This is a genomic window from Haloarcula sp. CGMCC 1.2071 (assembly GCF_037078445.1).
Lineage (GTDB): Archaea > Halobacteriota > Halobacteria > Halobacteriales > Haloarculaceae > Haloarcula > Haloarcula amylolytica.
This window is the reverse complement of the sequence record NZ_JAYMGY010000002.1, coordinates 188,713-212,078: the sequence shown is the minus strand read 5'-3', so window position 1 is coordinate 212,078 and position 23,366 is coordinate 188,713. Positions and strand designations below refer to the sequence as shown.

Annotated in this window: 25 protein-coding genes; 10 read left to right on the top strand and 15 right to left on the bottom strand. The window is 66.2% G+C overall.

Going from position 1 to position 23,366, the window contains the following annotated elements; all coding sequences use genetic code 11:
• Positions 1–15: 15 nt before the first annotated feature.
• Positions 16–426 carry an SCP2 sterol-binding domain-containing protein gene (locus tag VI234_RS05055; protein WP_008307451.1) on the top strand — a complete coding sequence of 137 codons (411 nt, stop codon included), beginning with the start codon at positions 16–18 and terminating at the stop codon, positions 424–426.
• Positions 427–464: 38 nt separating this feature from the next.
• Positions 465–710, top strand: coding sequence for a DUF7470 family protein (locus tag VI234_RS05050; RefSeq protein ID WP_004590621.1), 246 nt, complete (start codon positions 465–467; stop codon positions 708–710).
• An 11-nt stretch (positions 711–721) separates the two neighbouring features.
• On the opposite strand, the gene VI234_RS05045 is transcribed toward VI234_RS05050, so the two are convergent.
• Entirely contained in the window at positions 722–1,768 is a 1,047-nt protein-coding gene (locus VI234_RS05045) for a sensor histidine kinase (protein WP_336329412.1), read from the bottom strand.
• Positions 1,769–1,883: 115 nt separating this feature from the next.
• On the bottom strand, positions 1,884–3,860 hold the full coding sequence (locus VI234_RS05040) for a DUF460 domain-containing protein (protein WP_008307455.1): 1,977 nt from the start codon (positions 3,858–3,860) through the stop codon (positions 1,884–1,886).
• A 244-nt stretch (positions 3,861–4,104) separates the two neighbouring features.
• Here VI234_RS05040 and VI234_RS05035 point away from each other — a divergent pair, with 244 nt between their 5' ends.
• The 5 genes from VI234_RS05035 to ddh all read left to right on the top strand — a co-directional run bounded on the left by VI234_RS05035 (position 4,105) and on the right by ddh (position 7,535).
• The gene (locus tag VI234_RS05035; protein WP_336329411.1) at positions 4,105–4,665 is read left to right on the top strand and encodes a sugar O-acetyltransferase; all 561 of its coding nucleotides are present in this window, start codon (positions 4,105–4,107) and stop codon (positions 4,663–4,665) included.
• A 98-nt stretch (positions 4,666–4,763) separates the two neighbouring features.
• Positions 4,764–5,111: a thioredoxin family protein gene (locus tag VI234_RS05030; RefSeq protein ID WP_049942774.1), complete on the top strand. Its 348-nt coding sequence runs from the start codon at positions 4,764–4,766 to the stop codon at positions 5,109–5,111.
• A gap of 62 nt (positions 5,112–5,173) precedes the next feature.
• Complete coding sequence (locus VI234_RS05025) at positions 5,174–5,941, top strand: hypothetical protein (RefSeq protein WP_336329410.1); 768 nt, start codon at positions 5,174–5,176, stop codon at positions 5,939–5,941.
• A 95-nt stretch (positions 5,942–6,036) separates the two neighbouring features.
• The gene (locus VI234_RS05020; protein WP_336329409.1) at positions 6,037–6,555 is read left to right on the top strand and encodes an HPP family protein; all 519 of its coding nucleotides are present in this window, start codon (positions 6,037–6,039) and stop codon (positions 6,553–6,555) included.
• A 53-nt stretch (positions 6,556–6,608) separates the two neighbouring features.
• Complete coding sequence (ddh, locus tag VI234_RS05015) at positions 6,609–7,535, top strand: D-2-hydroxyacid dehydrogenase (protein WP_336329408.1); 927 nt, start codon at positions 6,609–6,611, stop codon at positions 7,533–7,535.
• Between the two features lie 30 nt (positions 7,536–7,565).
• Here the strand turns inward: ddh and VI234_RS05010 are convergent, their stop codons facing one another.
• Together VI234_RS05010 and thiD are read right to left on the bottom strand one after the other, a co-directional pair.
• Positions 7,566–8,201 (bottom strand): DsbA family oxidoreductase, encoded by a 636-nt coding sequence (locus VI234_RS05010; RefSeq protein WP_336329407.1) that lies wholly within the window; start codon positions 8,199–8,201, stop codon positions 7,566–7,568.
• 75 nt (positions 8,202–8,276) lie between these two features.
• The gene (gene thiD, locus VI234_RS05005) at positions 8,277–9,683 is read right to left on the bottom strand and encodes a bifunctional hydroxymethylpyrimidine kinase/phosphomethylpyrimidine kinase (protein ID WP_336329406.1); all 1,407 of its coding nucleotides are present in this window, start codon (positions 9,681–9,683) and stop codon (positions 8,277–8,279) included.
• A 122-nt stretch (positions 9,684–9,805) separates the two neighbouring features.
• Here thiD and VI234_RS05000 point away from each other — a divergent pair, with 122 nt between their 5' ends.
• Positions 9,806–9,970 carry a DUF7331 family protein gene (locus VI234_RS05000; protein ID WP_008307477.1) on the top strand — a complete coding sequence of 55 codons (165 nt, stop codon included), beginning with the start codon at positions 9,806–9,808 and terminating at the stop codon, positions 9,968–9,970.
• 5 nt (positions 9,971–9,975) lie between these two features.
• Here VI234_RS05000 and VI234_RS04995 read toward each other — a convergent pair whose 3' ends face one another.
• From VI234_RS04995 to VI234_RS04960, 8 genes are all read right to left on the bottom strand, one after another.
• Positions 9,976–10,857: a DMT family transporter gene (locus VI234_RS04995; protein ID WP_008307478.1), complete on the bottom strand. Its 882-nt coding sequence runs from the start codon at positions 10,855–10,857 to the stop codon at positions 9,976–9,978.
• 40 nt (positions 10,858–10,897) lie between these two features.
• A complete protein-coding gene (locus VI234_RS04990) occupies positions 10,898–13,204 on the bottom strand; it encodes a peptidase (RefSeq protein ID WP_336329405.1) in 2,307 nt (768 codons plus the stop codon).
• A 248-nt stretch (positions 13,205–13,452) separates the two neighbouring features.
• Positions 13,453–13,746, bottom strand: a complete 294-nt coding sequence (gene yciH / locus VI234_RS04985; RefSeq protein WP_004516073.1) for a stress response translation initiation inhibitor YciH — start codon at positions 13,744–13,746, stop codon at positions 13,453–13,455.
• 44 nt (positions 13,747–13,790) lie between these two features.
• Positions 13,791–16,025 (bottom strand): transglutaminase family protein, encoded by a 2,235-nt coding sequence (locus tag VI234_RS04980; RefSeq protein WP_336329404.1) that lies wholly within the window; start codon positions 16,023–16,025, stop codon positions 13,791–13,793.
• Positions 16,022–16,996 (bottom strand): DUF58 domain-containing protein, encoded by a 975-nt coding sequence (locus VI234_RS04975; RefSeq protein ID WP_336329403.1) that lies wholly within the window; start codon positions 16,994–16,996, stop codon positions 16,022–16,024. Before VI234_RS04975 ends, VI234_RS04980 begins: the two co-directional genes overlap by 4 nt.
• Complete coding sequence (locus VI234_RS04970; protein WP_008307491.1) at positions 16,993–17,952, bottom strand: AAA family ATPase; 960 nt, start codon at positions 17,950–17,952, stop codon at positions 16,993–16,995. The genes VI234_RS04975 and VI234_RS04970 overlap by 4 nt, the downstream gene beginning before the upstream one ends.
• Before the next feature lie 193 nt (positions 17,953–18,145).
• A complete protein-coding gene (locus VI234_RS04965) occupies positions 18,146–18,415 on the bottom strand; it encodes a DUF7573 domain-containing protein (RefSeq protein WP_151103886.1) in 270 nt (89 codons plus the stop codon).
• Positions 18,416–18,488: 73 nt separating this feature from the next.
• Complete coding sequence (locus VI234_RS04960) at positions 18,489–19,172, bottom strand: class I SAM-dependent methyltransferase (RefSeq protein WP_008307494.1); 684 nt, start codon at positions 19,170–19,172, stop codon at positions 18,489–18,491.
• Positions 19,173–19,388: 216 nt separating this feature from the next.
• Here VI234_RS04960 and VI234_RS04955 point away from each other — a divergent pair, with 216 nt between their 5' ends.
• Positions 19,389–20,732, top strand: coding sequence for a tryptophanase (locus tag VI234_RS04955; protein WP_336329629.1), 1,344 nt, complete (start codon positions 19,389–19,391; stop codon positions 20,730–20,732).
• Between the two features lie 98 nt (positions 20,733–20,830).
• A complete protein-coding gene (locus tag VI234_RS04950) occupies positions 20,831–21,049 on the top strand; it encodes a hypothetical protein (RefSeq protein ID WP_008307497.1) in 219 nt (72 codons plus the stop codon).
• Here the strand turns inward: VI234_RS04950 and VI234_RS04945 are convergent.
• From VI234_RS04945 to VI234_RS04935, 3 genes are all read right to left on the bottom strand, one after another.
• Positions 21,006–21,983, bottom strand: coding sequence for a 5,10-methylenetetrahydromethanopterin reductase (locus VI234_RS04945; RefSeq protein WP_336329402.1), 978 nt, complete (start codon positions 21,981–21,983; stop codon positions 21,006–21,008). The genes VI234_RS04950 and VI234_RS04945 overlap by 44 nt on opposite strands.
• On the bottom strand, positions 21,970–22,743 hold the full coding sequence (locus VI234_RS04940; RefSeq protein ID WP_008307499.1) for a coenzyme F420-0:L-glutamate ligase: 774 nt from the start codon (positions 22,741–22,743) through the stop codon (positions 21,970–21,972). The genes VI234_RS04945 and VI234_RS04940 overlap by 14 nt, the downstream gene beginning before the upstream one ends.
• A 121-nt stretch (positions 22,744–22,864) precedes the next feature.
• Positions 22,865–23,353 (bottom strand): metallophosphoesterase family protein, encoded by a 489-nt coding sequence (locus VI234_RS04935; RefSeq protein WP_336329401.1) that lies wholly within the window; start codon positions 23,351–23,353, stop codon positions 22,865–22,867.
• Positions 23,354–23,366: the final 13 nt, after the last annotated feature.

Genomic DNA, 23,366 nt, shown 5'->3' with positions numbered 1-23,366 from the left:
GCATATCGCCTGCCAATGACTGTGACGCTGCCGACCGAGGCCGATGACTGGGCTGCCGCGTGGCGCGACCGGATAAACGACCGGTCCGAGTTCGCCGACAGCGCCGACGACTTCACCGCTGTATTCTGTTTCGAAATCCGCGCCGACAACGCCTACACCGGTGAACCGATACAGTTCGTCGTTGTGATCAAGGACGGTGTCTGTACCGCCGCCGGAACGGTCGCAGACCCCGAGTACGACTTCGCGTTCCGTGGCCCCTACAGCGAGTGGGTCACGATGCTGCAGGGCGACCTCGACATCTCCGCCGCCGCGATGGACGGAACCTTCGACGTCGAGGGCGACACGATGCGGCTGCTGCGCCGTCAGGACACTATCGCCGAGATGGTCGCGGCGGCACAGAACGTCGACACCGAGTTCGAGTACTGACCGACGGGCTTTTGTCCGCCCGCTTGGCCTACACGGGTATGTTGGATAAACTCGGTGCGGTTGGTATCGGCGGCATCGTCGTGTTGCTCGCCGGCATCGGTCTGGTCGCGTGGAAGGCACCCATCGTCGCCGTCGGCATCGCCCTAGTCGTCGGTGGTCTCGGGCTGGTCGTCTACGGTCTCGTCACGAGCCTGCTCGGCGCGTTCGGACTCGGCGGCGGGATGGGCGGGATGGGTGGCGGCGGCATGGGCGGTGGCGGCATGGGCGGCGACGGTATGCCCTGACGCGAGCGAGACTAACAGGCGGTGTCTGCATCGACGTCGAACTCGAACCGCGCGCCGCCGTGTTCTCCTGCTGTGGCACGTACTGTCCAGCCGTGGGCCTCGGCGATTGTCCTGACGATGTAGAGGCCGAAGCCGGTCCCGTCAGCCGCCCGTGACGCGCCCGGTTCGAACACCCGCTCCCGGTCGTCGGGATCGATCCCCCGACCGTCGTCCTCGACCGCGAAGCCGTCGGGCGTCGGCACGACACGAACTGTTATGCCGGTCGCGTCACCGTCGCGTTCCTCGCCAGACGCGCGTTCGTCGGGTTCCGGACCGTGTGTGACGGCGTTGGCGAAGACGTTCTCGAACAGCCGAAGTAGTCGCTTTGCGTCGGCCTCGACCAGTACCGACGGCGGCGGTTCCAGCACCGCGCTGTCGGTCTCGACGTGGGCCCACGCCGTCGTCGCCACGTCGGCGATATTGATAGTCCGCTTGTCGGCCGCCAGCGTCCCCTCCTTGGTCGCGGTCCGCATGTCGTCGATAATCGCTTCTAACCGTCCCAGCCCGTCTCTGGCGGCTTCGATACGATCAGGCGACAGCTCCCGGGCTGCGAGTTCGAGGTGGCCGCTGGTGACGGCAAGCGGCGTCCGGAGGTCGTGTGCCAGGAGGTCGGCGAACTCGGTGAGCCGTTCGTTCTGTCGCTTGAGATGCCACTCACGTTCACGCCGGTCAGTGATATCGCGACCCACACCGCTGAATCCCTGAACTGTGCCGTCGTCCGCCGTGAGAAGCCGACCGCTGAGTTCGAACGTCACCACTCCCTCCGTCGTCTCGGCTCGCGCTTCGACGGTTGCTTGCCCCGAGTCGAACACCTCCTCGATGGCTGCTTCAACGGCTGGACGGTCGTCAGCGACGAAGAACTCGGTCGGGTCCGTTCCCGACAGTTCGCTGTCCGTCAGGCCGAACAGTTCGTTCAGTCGGGCGTTCCAGTAGGCAAGCCGGCCGTCCGCGTCGTAGACGTAGAAGACATCGCCGAGCGTTTCGAGTGCGGCCGCCAGAACACGACACTGGTCATCCATGCGAGAGAGAGGCACCCCATGAATATAACCACGCAGTACAGACGGCCCGCGGTTCAGCGAGTGACACTGAACGGTGTTCCAAACAGCTACTGTCCGTCGATAGCCCGCACAGCGCTTAGTTCTCGCTCGTCGGCCGGTCGGCCCGGTGTTCGCTGATGATCTGGTCGACCATCTCCGCGTTCTGTTCCTTCCGGCGGTCGGCGGCGCGTTCCTCCCAGTCCTCGATTGCGGCCTCGATTTCGCCCTCGCGGGCGACGGCCAGTTCGTCGACTTCCTGCACGGTGACCATCTCCGCCGGCGCGACGGGGATGTCGTTGTCGAACAGCACTTGATCGGCGATATCGGAGAGATTGCCGTTCCGGAGGACGATTTCCGGGTCGATGTCGGCCAACTGCTGCGCCGTCGACCGGCCCGCGCCCGAGGCGTCCCGGAACATGATGATGTCGTCCTCGACGAGGCCGAACCGCTCGTCGGCGTCCGCGATGGCGTCCCTGGTGAACTGCTCGACCACCTTGACCGGGGTCAGTCCCTCCTGTTTCTCCGACACGTCGGCGAAGTTCGAGTGGTCGAGCTTCCACAGCGCCTTCAGCCGGTCGAGCTTGTCGGAAAGCGCCTCGCGTTTTTCCTCCTCTTCCTCGACTTTCCGTTCGAGGGCCTCGTTGCGTCGCTGTAGCCGCGTCACCTCGCGGTCTTTCCTGACTTCGCGCCGGCCCTCGCTGCGGGCCTTCTCCAGCTGTTTGTCCTTCTCGGCGAGCTGGTCGTCCTTGCGCTTGATCGTCTCTTTGAGGTCGTCGACGTGTGATTCGAGCCGTTCGATGCGGGCGTTCAGCCGCTTGATTTCCTTCTCGTCGTCGGTGAGTTCCCGCGGTTCGTGGGCCGTGCCGTCCTCGTCCTCGCTGTCGTCGTCTTCGAGGTCCCGCAACACCGTTTCGACGCTCTCCTCGCCGGCGACGACGCGGTCGATGACCGGCCCCACGTCGTGCTGTGGCGGCACCTTGCTCGCGACGCGCTCGAACTGGTCGGCGTGGTGGTCGAAGGCGTAGAGCGCGGCGGCCATCGCGTCCCGCTCGTGGTCGTTGTCGTAGGCCTCCTCGCGGGTCCGGTGTTTCTTCTCGTCGACCGGGAGGTCCGTGTCGGGCTCCCAGCCCGCGGCGCTAAACGAGCGCCGGAGCTTCTCGACGGTTTCGGGCATCGGCGTCACGTCGGCGGCGACGACCACGGGGCGCCCGCGTTCGATGATCCACTCCGTCGTCGCGGCGGCGTCGTCGGTGCGCGAAGAGTACACGTCCAGTACAGTGCCGTCCAGAGAGACGATGGCAACGGCCGTCGTCGTTCCGGGGTCGACGCCGACGACGACGTGGTCGCGCCGCTTCGCCAGCGGCTTGAACTCGATGCCGTCCCGCCGCTGGCGCTCGATTTCGACGCGCGTATCGCCCGAACGCGCTCTCGATACGGGGATCTCCTGCGGTCGGGCCGACACCTGAAACACGGCGTTGGAGAAGCCGCCGTACTTCTCGGTCACGTCCCGTTCGTACTCCAGACCGGCCGCATCGAGTTCGGACTCGATTTCACGGGCGCGCTTCCGGACTGCGCCGTGGATGCGCCGCGTGTAGCGGTCCTCGGACCACCCGCCTTTCCCGGTCGAGCGGCCCCGCGAGACCTTCACCTCCGTCGTGTCGGTGAACGCCGACACTTCCTGACCGACGTTGGCAGCGGCCAGTCTGGCTGCGGCTTCGGCTTCCTCCATCGGGTCCTTGCCGTAGGGGACGCCGTGGCGCTTGGCGACCCGCGAGAGCGGTTCCGGCCGCTCGTCGCCGGTCACCTGCACCAGTTTCGTCTCGTCGGGGAGCGACCCGAGGACGTGGATCAGGGCGTCCTTGTCCTCGGCGAGTTCGTACATGTTGTCCGTCGCGACGATAGCCGGCTCCTCGTCGTCGATGCGCCGGCGGAGCTTCCGCCGCGAGACCACGTCTCGCTCGACTGATTCCCCGTCGAAGACCACCAGCGCGTACGACGGCGCGTCACCGCGCACGTCGCCGCTCTGGATGTCGACACCGAAGACGACTGCGTCGAGCGCTGCCGTGCGGTTCACGAACCATGGTAGGCGACGGTCGACTATAAATCCGTTCCGGGCTAGCAGTATGGGCACTGTTTCGGTACGTGAGTGAGACTTCGAACAGCCAGAAAGCCCCACCCAGCGTGGATTGTTCAACTGGCCTGAGGAGGGGGTTATTGTTCGGGATCGTTGACCCCAACACCTCTTATCAGGGCGCTCCGACGGCCCACTATGAGTATCCCTCGCTACGCAGTGGGTGACACTTCGGAGGCTGGTCGCCATGTCCTCTGAGAAGGAGAAGATGCTCGCGGGCGAGCGCTACGACGCGAGCGACCCGGAACTCGTCGCCGCCCGCGAGCGGGCGAACGAACTCACCCGGGAGTACAACCGGACTGACCCGTCGGATACCGACACCAGACAGACATTCATCGAGGAGCTGTTCGGCTCCGTCGGCGCGGACTGCCACGTCGAACCGCCGTTCCGGTGTGACTACGGCGACAACATCCACGTCGGCGACGGCTTTTACGCGAACTTCGACTGCGTCGTGCTGGACGTGTGCCGGGTCGATATCGGCGATGACTGCCTGCTCGGGCCGGGCGTCCACATCTACACCGCGACGCACCCGCTTGCCCCGGCCGAACGACGTAGCGGCGTCGAGTACGGGAAGCCGGTGTCTATCGGTGATAACGTCTGGGTCGGCGGCCGGGCAGTCATCAATCCGGGCGTCACTGTCGGCGACGACGCCGTCGTCGGGTCCGGCGCTGTCGTCACTGACGACGTTCCCGCTGGCGTCGTCGTTCAGGGGAACCCCGCGTCGGTCGTGCGGGAGATCGAGGACTGACGGCCACGCACAGCAACCGCGGCTGAGCGGCTGTGACCCGTCGCGGGGTTCTTCGCGCTGTGGCACGTACTGACTGTATGGACACCACGACCGAAGATATGGACACGACAACGGAACACGGCGTTCGGACGGTCGAAACGCGGGACGAACTCGACGACGTGCTGGCGACGGCCGACCGCGTACTGGCGATGGTTCGGACAAGCGGCTGTACAATCTGCAAGTCGATGGAGCCGATACTCGACATCGCCGCGAAGGCCACCGACGCGACAGTAGTCGTATTCAATCCCGAACGCGACCTCGATGCCGTCGACGCGTTCGACGTCCGGAGCGTCCCGACGCTCCTGCTGTTTGCCGACGGGGAGCTTATCGACCGCCGTGCCGACGGGTTCGTCCCGGCCGAGGAGCTAATCGAGTTCGTCGAAAGCGGGTCGGAATCGGACGCGTGAACCGAGTGGCTTTCTCACACTGAGACAACACTTATGCCCCCGCTTGTCGAAGCGCTCCCCTGATGGCCCTCCAAATCGGCTCCGTCCTCGAAGAGGCGGGGTATCGGCTGTTCAGTCGTACCGGCGCGATACTACTCGTAGCGTTTTTTGCCCTGATGGCTAGCTTTCAAGCACTGTTCAACACAATCCTGGCGACGACCTACGCCAGAATGGGATACGGTGAGATTGCCGCAGCCCTGCCGCTGACCCTCGACATCTCGCTCAATGTCGCTGGTGCCGGTATCGCCATTGGCTCTGTGGTCTCACTGTATCTCACCATCGTGTCCTTCCGGACGTTCGCTACCGGAACACGCGACAGTTTCCCCGAGGGAGCGTTCACGCGGAACGTGCCGCTAGCGATGGTGAACGTGCTTGTTGGCGGGATCGTCTACGGCCTACTGGTGTTCGTCGGGTCGGTCCTGCTCCTCATCCCTGGCATCTTCGCCTACGTCGCGTTCATCTTCATGATGCCGTACGTCATCGTCGAAGACCGGAACTTCGTCGCGGCGCTCAAAGAGAGCTATCGGCTCACCGAGGGCGACCGACTGACGCTGTTCGGACTGCTGTTCATCGTTATTGCCGCCGCGGCGCTCGTCGGCGGTATCGTTGGGCTCGTCGGCGCGCTGGCGCTCCCACAGCCGGCCGCGCAGTTGCCGACCGTCGTCATCCAACCCCTGGTGTCGCTGTACAGCACCGCGGTTATCGCGGTCGCGTTCGAGCAACTCCGCGAGACCGACGGGATGCCGCCGTCGGCCCCGAGCGAAGACGGCACGCCAACTACGGCTCTCTGACTGGAGCGGCTGGCCGCTGTCGTCCCGACTCGGGACTACGGCGCCACTCTGTCGGACCGTGACTGTCTTATTCATTCAGTTTCCTACCGGGAGCAATGCGACGGCATCGGGTCGGGACAAGTCTGTACGCCGGCGTGCTGTTCGTCGTCCTCGGGACGCTCGCGTGGGCGAGCGGGCAGCCGTTCATCTTCCCGAGTCTCGGCCCTTCTGCGTTCATCCTCGCGTTTCAGCGGGACGGCGACCGGACGGGGCTGGGCAGCGTCGTCGCGAGCCATCTAATCGGCGGCGTTGCGGGGCTGTTCGCGTACAGCCTGCTCGCTGGCGGCGTTTCACTCGTCGCGGACCCGACCGCGTTCTCGATGGCCGGGCTCCGCCTCGTCGCGAGCGCGACCCTCTCGCTCGTCGTGACGAGCTGGGGGATGATTGCAACAGATACGGTCCACGCACCGGCCTGCGCGACGACGCTCATCGTCTCGCTGGGGCTGCTCTCGACGCCGCTGCAGGTCGCAGTCATCGTCGTCGGTGTCGGCGTTCTCGTCGCGTTTCACGCCCTCGTGCTGTCCGCCTACCATCGAGCTATCGGCTCGTCTCGACCGGACCAAACTGACCGGTGAGCGGACTGCAGTTCGGCAAAAAGCACTATACTATCGCCACGCCAGCGGCCTGTATGGATATCGACAGAATCGCCGTCCACGAGTCAGTTGCGAAGGCCTGTCCGCTGGAGGCGATGGTCGCCGCGCTACAGGGACCCGATGTCCGCGTCGAGACTGTCGGTGATGACGCCTCATTCGATGCCAGTGACTGCGTCGTCACGTTCTCTCCGCGGGAGGCGTTTCTGGACGCCGCCTGGGTCCACGGCATCCGCGCGGGCTACGACGAGTTCGACGTGGACGCCTACGAGGCGGCCGGGACGGTACTGACGAACAGCACTGGTATCCACGGCGACACCGTCCCGGAAACCGTCGTCGGCTATCTGACGGCGTTTGCCCGCCGTCTCCACGTCTATCGGGACCGACAGGGCGATAGCGACTGGACGCAGGAGCCGTACGACGCGCCGTTCACGCTGACCGGCGAACAGGTGTGTGTGGTCGGTCTGGGCACCATCGGTCAGGGAATCGCTGACCGGGCCGACGCGCTGGGCATGGAGGTCGTCGGCGTTCGCCGCTCCGGTGACCCCGCTGAGAACGTCGAGCGCGTGTACACGCCCGACGAACTGGACGCCGCCGTCGCCGACGCACGCTTCGTCGTGCTGTGTTGTCCGCTCACCGAGGAGACCGAAGGCATGGTCGACGCCGCTTTGCTCGCGCAGATGCGGGCCGACAGCTACCTCGTCAACGTCGCCCGTGGGCCTGTCGTCGTCGAGGACGCGCTGCTGAACGCGCTCGACGACGGGACGATTGCCGGGGCAGCCCTCGACGCCCACTGGGAGGAGCCGCTACCAGACGACCATCCGCTCTGGGACCACGAGTCGGCTATCGTGACGCCACACGTCGCTGCGTCCACGAGCCGGTATCACGAGGATATCGCGGCCCTCGTTCAGGAGAACGTCGAACGGATCGACCGCGGCGAGTCGCTGCGGAACCGCGTCGCGTGAGGGCCGTCAGAGAATATCTGACCGCGCCGCTCAGGTACCTTCGACCAGCCGTTCTAGCTGCTCGGGCGGCACCGCACCGCGTGCGGCGTGGCCGTCGTACGCGAACGTCGGGACGCCGGTGATGCCCTGGCGCTTGGCCGCTGTGAACTTCTCGCGGACCGCAGACCGGAGGGCGTCATCCGCGAGCGCCGACCGGATTTCGTCGCCGTCGACGCCCGCGTCCTCGGCGAGGTCGACCAGCAGGTCTTCGTCGCCGATATCCGCTCCGTCCTGCCACAGCGCCTCGAAGATGGACACGTCGAAGGCCAGCCACGTCTCGTAGTCGTAGTGCTCTTTGACGTAGTAGGAGGCGATCTGGGCGGGCAGCGAGTCGATGTTGGTGGCGATGTCCAGGTCCATCTCCACGTCGTATTTCTCCTGAAGCCGGCGGACGCCCTGCTTGGCCTGCTCGTAGTAGTCCTCGTCCTTGCCGTCGTCGACGGAGTGGTCGATGGAGCCGTCGGGGTTGCGCTTCCCGCTCCGGAGGTCGAAGGGGTGCCAGTCGATCTCCAGTTCGTCCTCGCGCGTCGACTGGTACTGCCTGAGCGATTCGCGTCCGAGATAACAGAACGGGCAGACGTAGTCCGAGAAGACCGTGATCCGCTCGCTCGACTGAGTCTCACTCATACGTCCGGGTATGCGTTGCTCGCGGTTAAACGCGGCCACCGTCTGTGCCGGACCAGCGCACGACCGACTGGCCCGTTACCCGTCGTCCCTGACGGTCTCGTGGACTGTCTCTACTTGAGAGACGAGGTCGTCGGCGTCCGCTGCGAGCAGCATTGCGCGGCCGTCGGTACCCACGCCCTCGCGGCCGACGACGGCGACCGGCGTTCCGTCGCTGGTCCCGAACGCCCGGTCGACGCCCCACTGTGCCGTGGCGTCGTCGGAAACCCCGTCCGGGCGCTCACCGGGGTCGTACGCAGCGACGCGGCCGTCCAGCGACGCCAGCGCGTCCTCGACGGCGTCGGTCAGCCGGCAGTCGACGGCGAACCGAATCGCCGGGTCGTGCTCCCGGGCGGCCAGGAGGGCGCGAGCCACCGTCGTCGATGCGCCAAAGCGGACGCCGCGGTTCGGCCGGACGCCGCGGTTCGGCCGGACGCCGTCCATCGTGCGGGCGATGCGGCCCTCGACGGCGGCGACCGCGTCCGGCGTCTCCGCGTAGGGCGTCGCGCCGGCGACGGTCATCCCTCGCTCGGGGACCAGCGTCGACACGTCCGCCTCGACGAGCGCCGACACAGCCCGCTCGACGGCCTCGCTCGTCGGATGGCGTGCGGCGTCGTTGCGCGTCTGGACGAGGTGGTGGACCGCACCCGGGCCTTCACCAACGTCGAGGTTGTACCGGACCGCGCTCGCAAGCAGGTCGATACTGTCTCCGACTGCCGTCGGCAGGTCGTCGCCGTGGGCCAACTGCGTCGCGATGGCAGAGGACAGCGTACAGCCCGAACCGTGGGTGGCCTCGGTGTCGATGCGGTCGTGGCGGAACGTCGTTACCCCGTCCTCGGTCACGAGGGTGTCGACCACGGCGTCGCCCGGGACGTGGCCGCCCTTCACGAGCGCGCTGTCGGCCCCCATCTCGACGAGGTCGCGGCCCGCTCGTTCCGCGGTCTCGGGATTGTCGACGTCGCGGCCGGTCAGGACGGCGGCCTCGTCGGCGTTGGGCGTGACGACCGCCGCTTCGGCGATGAGGGCCTCGTAAGCGTCTTCGGCTTCAGCGGCCAGCAGCCGGTCGCCCGAGGCCGCCACCATCACCGGGTCGACGACGAGGTTCGGCAGGTCGGCGGCGTGTTCCACGACCAGGTCGATGACGTCACTCGTCGCGAGCATCCCCGTCTTGACCGCGGCCACGTCGAAATCTCCCGTGACCGCCTCGATCTGGGCCTCGATCTGGTCGATCGGGAGCAGATGCTGACCCTGTACGCCCGTGGTGTTCTGTGCCGTGACGCTCGTAATCGCGCTGGTCCCGAAGCCGCCACAGGCCTCGATGGTCTTGATGTCGGCCTGGATACCGGCCCCGCCACCGGAGTCGCTGCCGGCGACGGTCAGCACGACTGGCGGCGTCACTGGGGCGTCCGCTCGTGTCATACCTGATGACTTCACTGGCGGCCACATATCGGTGCTGGTCTCTCAGTCGGACGAAACTATGTGGCCAAATCCTAGTATGCTAATAATATCCCATACTACATTTGAGAAACATTTATGTGTCACTGTGTCGGATGTGCCCTTGTACCACAATGGAACCAGCGTCGCGCGATACTACCGACTCCGACGAGCAGTACGGCAGCTTCACAACTGGCGGCGGCGACGTCGTCGTCTACGACACTGAGAACCCGACCGCGTGGCTTCAATCGAGCTATGCGGTACAGGTCGGCTGCTCGTCGGAGCGAAAGTCGGTCTGACCTTTTTACCCGACCGATATCATCGCGATACCGACGATAGCCAGCCCCGCAGCGGCCAGGCGTGCTCGGAACTGCGCTTCGTCGAGAACAATCGCGCCCAGAATAACGGCGACGATGGCTTGCCCGTTGACGATGGGTGAGACGATACTCGCCGGGAGCAACTGGAAGGACAGCAACACGATGTGGTTCGCGTAGGCGACGAACATCGCCGCGACGACGAACTTCGGGAGGTCCCCCCGCCATCCCGGCGGGACCTGATACCGGAACGCGAGCGGCGTCATCAAGACGGCGATGCCGACGGCCATCACCGGGATGTAGGTCGTCGGTTCGACGGCCAGTTCCTGCATCAGCACCCGCTTGCTTACATCGACGAGCGCGAACGCCGCAGCCGACAGTAAGGCTAGCTGTGCGGGCCGGGACTGCCGGGCCCGCTTGAGCGGGGCCAGTAACGCTGTGCCCTGCCAGTTCGCGACGTAGACGGCGGCGGTCGCGACGACGACACCGCCGACCTGTAGCGCCGAGAGATGCTGGCCCAGCAGGCCGACTTCCAGCGGCAACACGAACACGGGGACGATTTTGCTGATCGGCGAGACGTAGGAGACTTCGCCGACGCGGATCGCCCGAAAGAGGGTGAGCAGTCCAACCGCCGTCACCGCCGTCACCGCGAGAACCGACGCGAGGACGTTGACGCGGTTGCCCGCCGGGAGGAAGGGCTCGTTGCTGACGAAGACGATGGGGAGGTAGACGATGGGGACCAGGCTGTACGTAAGCAACAGGAACACCGGCGACGGATACCCGGTGAACCACCGCTTCATCACGAACAGGTACACCCCGAACACCAGCGCCGACAGAACGGCGTACGCGATTCCGACGTTCACGGTTGACAACGGCTAGCCGACCGCAATAACTGTTCCCTTCGGGCTCGTGTCAGGAACCGCGCTGGCGGGCGATCAGGACCGCAAGCAACACCGCGAGACCGGTCACGAGCACGGTGAAGCCGTTGCCCTCGCCGGCTGTCGTCTGTGTGTCTGTGAGCCGCTCCGTCGGCGTCGACGTTGGTTCGGCTGTCTCCGTCGAGACGACCACCTCGACCGCCGTCGCGGTCCGTCCGTCACCCGCCGACAGCGAGACTGTTCCGGGTTCGCCGAGGGTGACCGTCCGCACGACTGTCGTCGTCGCCTGTGGCGGGAGATACAGCCGTTGCTCCGCGAACACGGTGTCGTTGCGGCGGAACTCGACCGCGATTGTCCCCGGAATCTCGTTGTCGTTGGCGACAGTGGCGGTCACGTCCACACTGTCCCCCTGCCTGACTTCTTGCGGACTCGCGGTGACGTCAGTGACGCTGGCCGCTGCCGGTTCCGTCACCACGACAGTGACGGTGTCGCCGTCGATACTGATCACGTATCGGCCGGGGTCGGCAAACGTGTGTGTCACTTCGACCTCGGTCCGCTCCCCCGGTTCGATCTGGCCCTGTTTCGCGGCGACGACGGTCTCGTTGACCGCGAGCGTCACGTTGTACGCCCCTGCCTCGCCACCGGCGTTCTCGACGACTGCGTCGACCGCGAGCGTCTCGTTGGTCGCCAGCCGGATCGGCTCGCTTCCGCCGACCGGTGTGTCTGACCGGTAGAGACTGTCTGCGCGGTAGGCGTCCGCGCGGTCGACCGGTGGGAGACCGTAGCCGATACGAGCGGGAATCGAACCGAACAACCGCCGGTGTGTCGTCTCGTTCCACATCGCCACCGTCGTTGTCGTTTCGGTCTCCGTCGCGGTCGTGTTCCGGGCGCTTGCCCCGCCAGCGGCCTCGACCTCGGTGAGGAACTGCGATTGCGTGACCGGGTCGCGGTAGCCGTTTAGCGACTGGAACACAGTCTGGAGTGTCTTGTTGCGGTCAGTAGCCGAGCGGATATGGACATCTGTCCGCCCAGCCACCAGCGAACCCTTCCTGTAGTTCGCGTCGTTCGTCCAACTCGACCGGTCCGTCAGCGCCACGTCGCTGTAGACGGGGCGTCCGCCCGCTGCGAGCTGTGCCCGGAACTCGTCGAACCCGATCCGGTCCTGTTCCAGCGCCAGGACGGCGGCGTAGTACGTCGCCCAGCCCTCGACCGTCCACCGCGTCTCCCGCGTCGTCTCGTAGGCCTGCCGGCTGTGGACGTACTCGTGGAGCCAGACGTTGTTGGCGGTATCCAGCGATTGCCGGGACTGGACCCACATATCTGCGTCACCGATCTGATACCCCTCGACGCCCCACTCGACGGCCTCGGACGGCGCGGCGACGACGAACACCTGCTCGTCACGGTCACCGACCCGGAGGGCGTTCGATGCGTTCGCCATCGAGTCGAGGACCGAAATCGGCGAGGCCGTCATCGTCGCCCGCTCCGGCACAGCCAGCGTGAACGTCTGGTTGTGCGCCGTCTCCTCGAAGGTCGCTACCTCGCCGAGGTACACGATCTCCTCGCCCGCCGCACCCGGGCCTGCCGTCCGGACCGTGCGGTTGTACCTGACTGGGTCCTGGCCAGTGTATCGCCAGCGCGTCGGCGTCCGTGAGCGCGTGAGCAGCGCCCAGTCGCCCGTATCGACGCTGAGATAGCGGCCCTCGGCTCCCTCCGGACCGCTCTTCTCGATGGTCCGGTTCGGGTTGATGCGGTAGCTGACCGTCGCCGTATCCGTCGTTTCTTCCCACTCGTACACGGACTCGTTGACGCGCTCGAACCCGTCCGTTTCGGTCACCGTCGCCGCCGCTGGGACGTGCGTTTCGAGGTCGACGACCCGGTCCGGAATCTCGTAGGTCAGAGTCACCGCGACTTCGCCCGGCTCCTCCGGTATGCGCGCGTAGGTCTGTGTCTGCTGAATCACGTCACCGTCGCTGGTCTGTGTCGCACCCGACGTGGCTGTCCCCGTTCCCATGTCAGCCGCTGTCACGGCTTCCGTTCCGGTTGTGTCCCCGCCCAGTCCCCGTGGCTGGCGTCGATGTGTGTCGGCGCTTCCGATCCGGGCTAGCGAACCGTTCGCCTCGGCAGTGGCCGTTGTCTCGACTATTCCACCACTATCTTGCTCTGACGCCCTATCAGCCTGATACGTACTGTTCTCGCTGGCTCCGCCGACTGCTGTGTCGACACTGGACCAGGTCACCGCCCCGTGGTCAGCGCTCGCCGCCACCGGGAGCGACGCGAATCCCCCACCGAGGAGAAGGACCACGAGTCCGACGGCCACCACCCGTCGGGGTACAACGAACATTGCAAACAGTTACCTCCCCGTGGTTGAAATAGTTGACCGCCGATTATGGGTGCTGGTATCATGCAACAAAATCTGTCTCGACCGGTCGCTACCAGAAGCGCCCACGACGGTAAAAAACAGCCAGACCCGAGCCACTCGTGGCCGGCCGCAGCGAACACTCGCGAGCAGACCAGACTGAAAAGCTGGCGAGCAGGTCACAGCGGCGGCTTGCCACGGCGCTCTCACGAGAACCGTTGGCAGTCAGGAGTTCAGGCGACGTTGAAACCTTTGTCGCGGAGGAAATCCTCGACGCGGCCCGTGTGATTGCCCTGGAGCTCTATCTGCCCGTCCTCGACAGTGCCACCGCAGGCGAACTTCGATTTGAGGTCTGAGGACAGCGAGTCCATGTCGACGTCTTTCGGGTCGAATCCCTCGATAATCGTTACCTCCTTCCCGTAACGGCGCTCGTCGATGCGGATGTTAATCTCCTGGGACTCCTTAGCGACGTCCTCACAGACGCAGAGCTCCTCAGGCAGCCCGCACGTCGAGCAGACTTCCGACATTACAATCGCGCCTACGAACACGACCTATTAAACACTGTCGGGGACTACCGGGCGGAGACGATTCTATCAGCGATTTCGACGGCCTCGTCGGCAATCGCTTCGTCGACCTCGCCGCCGTACCGGAGCCGCTCCCGTAGCGCCGCCAGCCGACGGACCCGGTCGTCGGCCCCTATCGCGTCGAGATACGCCCGTACCGTCTCACCGCTCTCGCGAGCCCGGTGTTCCGTCGAAAGGACGTACATGACCCGCTGGAACGCCCGCTCGATGTCGGTCTCGGGGTCCACGCGGCGCTGGTAGCGCAGCCACACCGCCCGGTAGGCTCGCCCGCTGAGGCCGGACCGACGCGCACCCGCCGCGATGCCGAGCAGTGCAACGACGCCGAGCGTCATCTCCTCGCGCGATGGGAGTTCCGGCAGACTCGGCCCCGCATCATCGCCCGAGCCCGGCTCCCTTGCAGTGCCGGCTGGCGTGTCGGTTTCTGTGACCGTTGGTGTCTCAGTCGGCTCGGCCTCGGTCTCGTCGGTCTCGGTCAGCGGGGCGGGTGTCGACGTGTCGGACGGCGTGTACTGTTCGACCGGGTTGTCGTCGCCGACAGTGGGTGACGATTCGTCCGAACTCGCCTCCTCGATACGCTGCTGTCTGACCGCCTCGCGCGGCCCGGACGGCGTCGGGTCGAACTGCACCCAGCCCTGGCCGGGGAAGTACACCTCGACCCAGGCGTGGGAGTTGAGCCCGCGCACGACCCACTGGTTCTCGTCGATTCGCTGGCCGGACGTGTAGCCGACGGTCATGCGCGCCGGGATGCCCTGCGTCCGGAGCATGGTCACCATCGTCGTCGCGAAGTAGACGCAGTACCCCTCGTCCATCTCGAAGAGGAAGGCGTCGGCGACGTTGAAGTCGGGTCGGTCGACGTCGAGCGAGTAGCCCTTGCTCTCCTGCAGCCACCGCTCGACGACCAGCGCCGTCTCGTAGGGGTTTTCGGCGTTTGCGGTGAGGATAGCCGTCCGTTCCGTGACCCGGTCCGGCGTGCTGTCGGGGAGCTGGGTGTACAGCTCCGCGGTCGCGTCGTCGTAATCAGTGCCGGCCTCACGCAACCCGTCCGGCGTCGCCACGAGCAGTTCGCTCCTGACCTCGTAGCTGTCGCCCGTCGACAGCGTGCCGTCGGGCTGGAACCCGCCCTCGCTGGAGACCGATACCGACGGCTCCCCCGAGTAGCGGACGGGCTTCCAGGCGGCCGGGACGGTCCCGATGGTCGACTCCGCCCGGAACTCCTGTCGCAGCGTCCGGGTCTCTCCCTCAGGAGAGTCGAGGCGCTGGTCGTCGTACGGGGTGGGGTTCCCCGTCCGAACCCACCCGTTGCCGGTGTAGCGGTCGTAGGAGGCGACCCGCCAGTAGCGCGGTTCCTCGCTTTCGACCGTGTACCGTATCTCCGGCGTCAGCGAGATGCTCCCGAGTACTGAGAGGGACTCTCCGGCGTCGAAGAGGCTCCCTTCGACGGTCTGGCCGTCCGACCCGTCGTCGTACGACAGCAAACTGTCCCGGGTAATCGGGACCTGCGAGAGCGCCGCCGGGACGACGATTATCGCCGCCAGTTGTTCGAGGACGGCACGCCGCCCGGCGTCGATGCCCTCGCTGTCGTCGTCCGTCTGTCCCGTCTCGCTGCTGCCGGACATCGCATCGGGTCGCTTCGTCAGGTCCGCCGGCTCGTCCGCCGACAGCGTATCGAGCGTCCCGAAGCCGATGGTCGCCGCGATGCCGACCACGCCCAGCAGTGTCGTCACCACGCCGGAGTCGGTCGTTAGGGCGAAGAACGCCAGCGCCGTTCCGGCCGCCACTGTCGCCGTCACGTACCAGCGCCGCAGGGCGAAGTACCACGTCAGAAACACCGGTGCCGGCGCGAACGACAGCACCCACAGCCTGACCTTGGCGATCTGCAGCAGCGACCGCCCGGTCAGCAGGGCGGCGGTGTCGGCCAGCAGCTCCGTCACCGCCGGGTCCGTCGAGAGGTTCAGGATGTACGCGCCGAGCCCGCCGGCGAACAGCACCGCGCCGACACCGACCGCGAGGGGCGGTCTGAGCACGCGGGCCAGCAGCGTCGCGCCGACGAGCGAGAGCGCGGTGAGCGCCAGAAACAGCGTCGGGTCGCCGACCACGTCGCTGAGATAGAACATCGTCCGCAGCGGCGCGCCGATGGCCAGCGCCGCCGCAAGCAACGCCAGTAGCCGGGACCCGCTCCAGGGGAGCCGGTCGCGGACCCGTTCCGTGATGGCGGCGCTCATCCGCTCACCTCGCCCGCGAGGGGGTTGTCCCGACTGGCGGTCACGTCGGCGAAGGACTGCCGGCGGCCGTCGACCGACACTGTGACGCCGTCGCTGTTGGCCGTGACGACCACGTCGGCGTCGTCCGCCCGGCCGGTCCGGCCCGCGTCGGCCCGGGCCAGCAGTTCGAGCAGTCGCGTCCGGTGGGTGTCGCCGTACCCCTGCTCGACTGTCCCGTTCGGGACGACGAGTTCGACCGCGAGACCGCTCTCCAGCGCGGCCATCGCGATGGTTGCCGCCGCCGCGGCCATCTCGTCGGCGTGCCCCTCGCGGGCTTCAGCAGCGACGAGCAGGTCCCTGTCGCTCCGGTTGTCAGTGAACTCCTTGACCAGCAGGTCCTCGCGCTTGGCGCTGGATTTCCAGTGCACGTCCCGTAGCGAGTCGCCGCTGACGTACTCCCGCAGTCGGTCGAACGACTGCCGGTCCTCGCTCTCCGGCGTGAACGCTCGTGCGAACGCGTCCGTCCCGCCCAGCCGGTAGACGGGCGGATACACGAGCACGTCGGCCCTGCTCTCGATGGTGTAGCGCTCTCTAATGAGTCCCAGCGCGTCCGTCACCGTCGCCTCGACGGGGCCGACCCGTTGCTCGCCCCGGGCCGTGTAGGTGACTCGGTAGGTCACCGTCGCCGGCAGGGACCTGGTAGTTGTCGTCTCGCCGTCCAGGCCCTCGGAAAGCCGGTCGGTGACCGTTGCGATGCCGCTGCCGTCGACACGGAACTCGACGGGTTTCGTCTCGCCGGGAAAGCCACGGCGGAGGCGGCTCCGCTCGACAGTCGGCGCGCCACTCCAGCGAACCTGCACGGCGGCGGCGAACACGCCGACGAACAGCGGGCCGGCGACGGCGGTGAGCCCGGGCTGACCGAACCTGGCACTGACCAGAAGGGCGGCAACGGCGACGGCGAGAACGGCGAAACCGCGGCGCGTCGGTCTCATTCGACGTAGACGGTATCGAGTGCCTCCGCGACGAGCGCCCGGGCGTCCTGCTCGCTGCTCTCGGTGCGGATGCGATGCGGGAGGACGACCGGCGCTTCCGTCTGGATGTCGTCGGGGATGACGTAACTGCGGCCGTCGAGGACGGCCCGGGCCTGTGCCGCCCGCAGGAGGGAGATGCTCCCCCGCGGGCTGACGCCCAGTTGCGCGTTCTCCCGCGTGTACCGCGCCAGCCGGGTCGCGTACGAGCGAATGGGTTCCTCGACGGTTACGTCCGCCACCGTCTCCCTGGCGGCAGACAGCGCTTCGAGGGTAGCGACCGACGTGAGGTCCTCGATGGGATGGTGGCCCACCACGTCACCCAGCATCTCCGTCTCCGCCGCCTCGTCCGGGTACCCGAGGTGCAGCTTCGTCATGAACCGGTCGAGCTCGGCCATCGGCAGGTCGTAGGCCCGGTTCTGCTCGACCGTGTTCTGCGTGGCGATGACGGTAAACGGCTGTGGCACGGGATGCGTGGTCCCGTCGACGGACACCTGCTGTTCCTCCATCGCCTCAAGCAGCGCCGACTGCGTCTTCGGCGGTGCACGGTTGATCTCGTCGCCGAGGACGACGTTGGCGAAGATCGGGCCGGGTCGGAACTCGAACTCCTGTGTCTTCTGGTTGTAGACGTTGACGCCAGTCACGTCGGTCGGGAGGAGATCCGGCGTGAACTGGATTCGCTTGAACTCGCCGTCGAAGGAAGCCGCGACGGAGCGGGCCAGCATCGTCTTGCCGACGCCGGGAACGTCCTCAAGTAGAATGTGTCCGCGGCCGAGCACCGCCGTCACGATGTGCTCGATGGCGTCGTGTTGCCCGACGATGACCTGCTCGACGTTTTCGATCACCTGATTGGCGACGCGTGTGGCGTCGCGGAGGGGACTGTCCGACTGTTGACTGCGTGAGGTGTCAGTGTCTGTCATAGTCGCGATCTCGTGGGACGACGCCTTGGCACGGGGACTGGTGAGATAGTTTGCCCTGTCGACCAGTAAGTGTCTTGTGTGGGTGCCACATCCTCCGGGCCGTTCAGTTGTAGCCCTGTCTACGGCGTGAGCGTATGTAACTCTGTGGATGAGTGAGAACAACACACATCCGATTTACGGCCGGTAGCGGGGTTCACCAGCACTTGCAGGCCCCACAGACGAGGAGTCCGTCCTGTGTCCACCGGCGCTCGACGACCTCGCCACACTCGTCACACGCCGCTCCCTCGGGCGACCACGCGTACGTCGTCACGGCCGGGTCGACCGCGTCAGTCGAGGCTCCGGAATCGGGGGCTTCGCTCTCCGTCTCTGCAGTATCGTCTCCCGCAGAAATACCGTTGTCCCCCTCGTCCTCGCTCTCGCTGCTATCGTCGAGAAAGTCCTCCAGCGAGGCGTCTTCGGCCATACACCCTGGTTTTGGTTGCGGTCACAAAATACCCTGTCGGTCGTTCCGACGCCGTGCGCTGCTGCCTGCCTCGTTATTCGGTGGCGACGCCGACGGTCAGCAACGTCCCCAGTTCGCGGTAACGCTCGACCATCGCCTCGCGGGTCTCGAACTCGTCCGTGGGGAACCCATCCGCCGGCGGAATCTCCACCTCGCGGTCGGGGATTGTGTCCTGCGACGCAACGGCCAGACCGGCCTCGCGGAAGGCCTCGCGGTACTCCGGGCCGCTCCAGCGGGTCATCTCGATGTCGATGAACTCCTGCCACTCGTGGGAGTGGACGTTCTCCTCGTAGTAGTTCACCGCGATGTGGGCGGTCCCGCCCGGTCGCAGCACTCGCGCGATTTCTTCGAGGGTGTGTGGCGGGTCGCTGGCGTAGTAGAACGCTTCCATCGAGAAGACGTGGTCGATACTGTCGGTCGCAAACGGCAGCGCGTCGAAGTCGCCGCGCAGGAACCCGATGCCGTCGTCGTCCGTGTACTCGCGGGCGTTCCGGAGCATCTCCGGCGACCCGTCGAGGCCATAGCAGGGACCGGCGTCGTTGGTGTCACGGAGCGCACGGAGTGCGTAGCCCGAGCCCGTTCCGAGGTCGAGCACCGTGTCGCCCGGTTCGACCGGCATCCGGGCGAGGACGTGCTTGGCGGTGTGCCAGTGCCGGTCTTCCATCCCTCTGTCTTTGCCTTCGGCCGCCCACGCGTCGAATTCCTCGCGAACGCTCATACGTCCCTCCAGTAGTTCTGGCCTCAAAATGCCCGCTATTTCTGCCTGCCGGAAACAGGTACCCCGCCGGCCGCTCAAAGGCTGTATTGTCGACCGCTAGCGCCCGTCTCTCCTGTCCACCGATACCCGTACTCGTCTGCTAATGGACATCTCAGCCCACTTCTGTACACAAAATATCAGATGGGGAATAAGTCAATCGGCGTCCTGCGACACAGCATGCGCTCGTACAAGGCCAAATCGGTAACCTCGATACAGCTTCCGCCCCGTGAGCGACGCGAGACAGCGCTCGCCGAGGCCGGGCACAACGTCTTCAACCTCGCTGCAGAAGACGTCTTTATCGACTTGCTGACTGACTCGGGGACTGGCGCGATGAGCGACGACCAGTGGGCGGACGTGGTCCGCGGGGACGAGGCGTACGCCGGTTCGCGCTCGTTCAAACGCTTCCGTGAGACGGTCGCTGACGTGATGGGGTTCGACCGCGTGGTGCCGACACATCAGGGCCGCGGCGCGGAGAACGTCCTGTTCGGGGCGCTACTGGACGAGGGTGACGTCGTACTCAACAACACGCATTTTGACACCACCCGCGCACACGTAACGAATCAAGGCGCTACTGCAGTCGACTGCCCGGCAGAGACGGACCTGACCACTGATAGCGTCGGGACGTTTGCCGGCAACTTCGCCACAGAGCGAGGGTGGGACGCTGTCGAGGAGTACGGGCAGGACGCCGTCTCGGCTGTCGTCCTGACGATCACGAACAACTCCGCCGCCGGCCAGCCAGTGTCGATGGCGAACATCCGCGAGACGGCCGCCTTCGCCACGGAAATCGACGCAACGTTCGTCATTGACGCCTGTCGGTTCGCCGAAAACGCACAGTTCATCAAGCAACGGGACCCCGAATACGCCGACACGCCCCTCAGTGAGATCGCTCGCGAGCAGTTACGCCCCGCGGACGCAATCACGATGAGCGGGAAAAAGGATGCCCTCGCAAACATCGGCGGGTTCACGGCCGTCCGCGACACTTCCCTGTTCGAACAGTGCAAACAGCGCGCGATCCTCTACGAAGGGTTCCCGACATACGGCGGTCTCGCAGGTCGTGACCTCGAAGCGATGGCCACCGGTCTGCGGGAAGCGGTCCAACCGCCGTACGTCGCCGAGCGGATCGAACAAGTCGCGACCCTCGGCGACCTCCTGCGTGAGCGCGATATCCCGATCGTCACGCCGACCGGCGGCCACGCCGTCTACATCGATGCGGCCGCCCTGCTCCCGGACATCCCCGCCGACCAGTTCCCCGGGCAGCGGCTCGTCTGCGAACTCTACCGCGAAGGCGGCGTCCGGACAGTCGAACTCGGCTCGTTTGCGTTCCCCGGGACCGACCGCCCGGAACTCGTTCGGCTCGCCCTTCCTCGCCGGACGTACTGGCGAGAACACCTCGAACACATCGCGGAGACCGCTGCTCGCGTTCGCGACCGTCGCGACGAGTACACCGGCCTGAAAATCGTCTGGGAGCCACCGATGGAAGAACTCAGACACTTCTCAGCGGAACTCGAGCCCGCCGCGTAGGTTCGTCCGCCCGTGGCCTCGGACGACAGCGACCCACGAGCAACCACGTTGTGGCCGGGAACGCAAACACAAAGTAGGGCCACGCTAACGTTCAGGTAATGCAAGGACTGCTGTCGGAACTGCTCCAGAGCGTCATCGACATGCCCGGCTGGTTCATCGACGTGGCACTGAACGACCCGCTGGCGGCACTCATGCTCGCCGTCGGTGCCGTCATCACGACCGTCTCGGTCGTCTTCTTCGGGTACCTGTCGCTGGGGGCCGTGCTGTCGCTGTTCAGTGGCTCCGGCGGTCGAGGACCGCCCCAAGCAAATCGATAGCTGTCTCGACGTCCGGCCCGAGCGGTGACGCGAACACGATACTGTCAGCATACTCTTCTAGCTCCGCCGTGCGCTCAGCGACTGTCTCCGGCGTTCCGGCGATACAGAACGCGTCGAGCATCGGTTCAGTCACCGCCTCGAACGCGGTCGGGAACTCGCCGGCCGAAATTGCCTGCCCAATCTCCTCGGCGGCGTCGTGGTCGATGCCGTGGCGGTCGAGCACCGGCGGCGGCGACCCCGCGGCGACGAACGCGACCGGCGGTCGGGCGGCCTCCCGCGCCTCGGCCTCGTCCTCGGCGACCGAGACGCTGGCGTAGGCCGCGAGGTCGAACTCGCCGTACTCCTCGGGCCGTTCGTCGGCCATCTCTTCTACTTGCTCGCGTGCCCACGCGAGGTCCTTTGGACGCGCTCCGTTGTACAGTGTGCCGTCGGCGTGCTTCGCCGCCATCCGGGTCATGTGTGGCCCCTGCGCGCCGACGTACACCGGAATCTCGCCGACCTCGTAGTTCAGCCCGGCGTCGACCGCCTCGAAGGTACCGTCGTGGTCGACACGTTCACCGTCCCAGAGCTTCCGGGCGGTCGTGAACGTCTCAAGCACGCGGCGCAGGGCGTCGTCGTGGTCGAAACCGAGGTTGCTGAGCGTCGATTTATCCCCCGGCCCGATACCGAAGACGGCCCGGCCGTCGCTCAGTTCCTCCAGCGTCGCGGCCCGCGAGGCAAGCGTCACCGGATGTGTCTCGTAGGGATTAGCGATGCCGGGACCGAGCAACACGTCGTCGGTCCGCTCGGCCATCGCCGACAGCGACATGAACTGGTCGCGGTTGTTGTAGTGATGGCTGGCGAAGACGCCGTCGAGTCCGTTTGATTCGGCCTGTGCTGCGAAGGAGGCGAGCTGATCGACCGGGTGTTCCGGGGTGAGTTCAATCGCGTACATGAGACCAGTCTCTGAGTGCTTGTCTGACTACGTCCTTCTCCGGGTCGCGGAACAGTTGCTCGCTGCCCGCGTGGTCGCCGAAGTCGAAATCGCGGACGACTGCGGCGGGCGTCCCGCCGTCGCCTTCGCCGGTGACGAGGTTGGCCGCGGCGGCGAGTTCGTCGACGACGGCCTGGACGGTGGCTTCGAGTTCGCGGCCGTCACGGTCGTGTTCGCCCCGCCAGTCCCGAGAGGCAGGGAGCCCGGCCCAGCCCAGCGCGACCCCGCGCTGACCGAGTCGGAACGGCCGGCCCGACGTGTCGGTGACGATAACGCTGGGTTCGACGCCCGCTTGTTCGCGGATACCATCGCGGATCGCTTCGGCCTCCGCCGTCGGGTCCTCGGGGAGCAAGAGGAGGTCCGCGCCGGGCACGTTCGAGCGGTCGATGCCCGCGTTGACGGTGATATGCCCGAACTCCGTCACGCCGAGGATGAAGGGGGCTTCGACCAGCACCTCAGTACACTCATCGAGAATCGCCTGTGCCATTCGAGGGTCTTTCTCCTCACCGGCGATGTCCTCGATGGTCGCCGCGATGCGCTCGGCGCGCTCGCCTGGCTCGTACGACGACAGCGACCGGCCGCGTCCGTTGGCCTTGGAAACGATGGTGCTGGCGACACAGACCACGTCGTCGTCCCGGAGGTCGGCCCGCTCGACGAGCAGTTCGGTCACGTCGTCGCCGGGGCGGACCTCGGGCAACCCCTCGACCGCGAACACTTCCATACCGCCTCTGCGGTCCCTGCGGGAAAAAGACCCGCGTTCGCTGCAAAGCCGGCCAACAGCGGCAACGGCTGCCGCCATCTCTCGGTGGCCGCTCACAGTGTCCCGCGCCTGCCGCGTTGTGCTACAGTTCGTGCTTGGCCACGTCGAGCGTCCCGTCCTCGACCGCCGCCGTCAGCATCGTCGGTCGGCTGGCCGGCGATGCCCCCGTGACGCTACCGGGATTCAGGAGTCGTACTCCCTCGTAGACAGTGTCCGTCAGTTCGTGCGTGTGGCCGGCGACGCCGACGGCGCTGCTGTCGGCCGCTTCCCGAACCGCTCTCGCGACGCGGTCTGCCCAGCCCCGCTGTGATCCGGTACCGTGTGTCACGACGAACGTGACGCCGCCGAGTTCGACTGTCGCCCGGTCCGGCAACCCGATCTGCGGATCGATGTTGCCCGAGACGGCGGTCAGCCCCGTCGCCATGTGGCGGATGTCAGCGAGCGCCCCCTTGCTGTCGAAGTCACCGGCGTGGATGACGTGGTCGGCGACCTCGATGCGTTCCCGGAACGACGGCGGGATTTCGTGTTCCCGGGAGGGGATGTGCGAATCGCTGATGAGAGCGACATCCATACCGACCCATCAC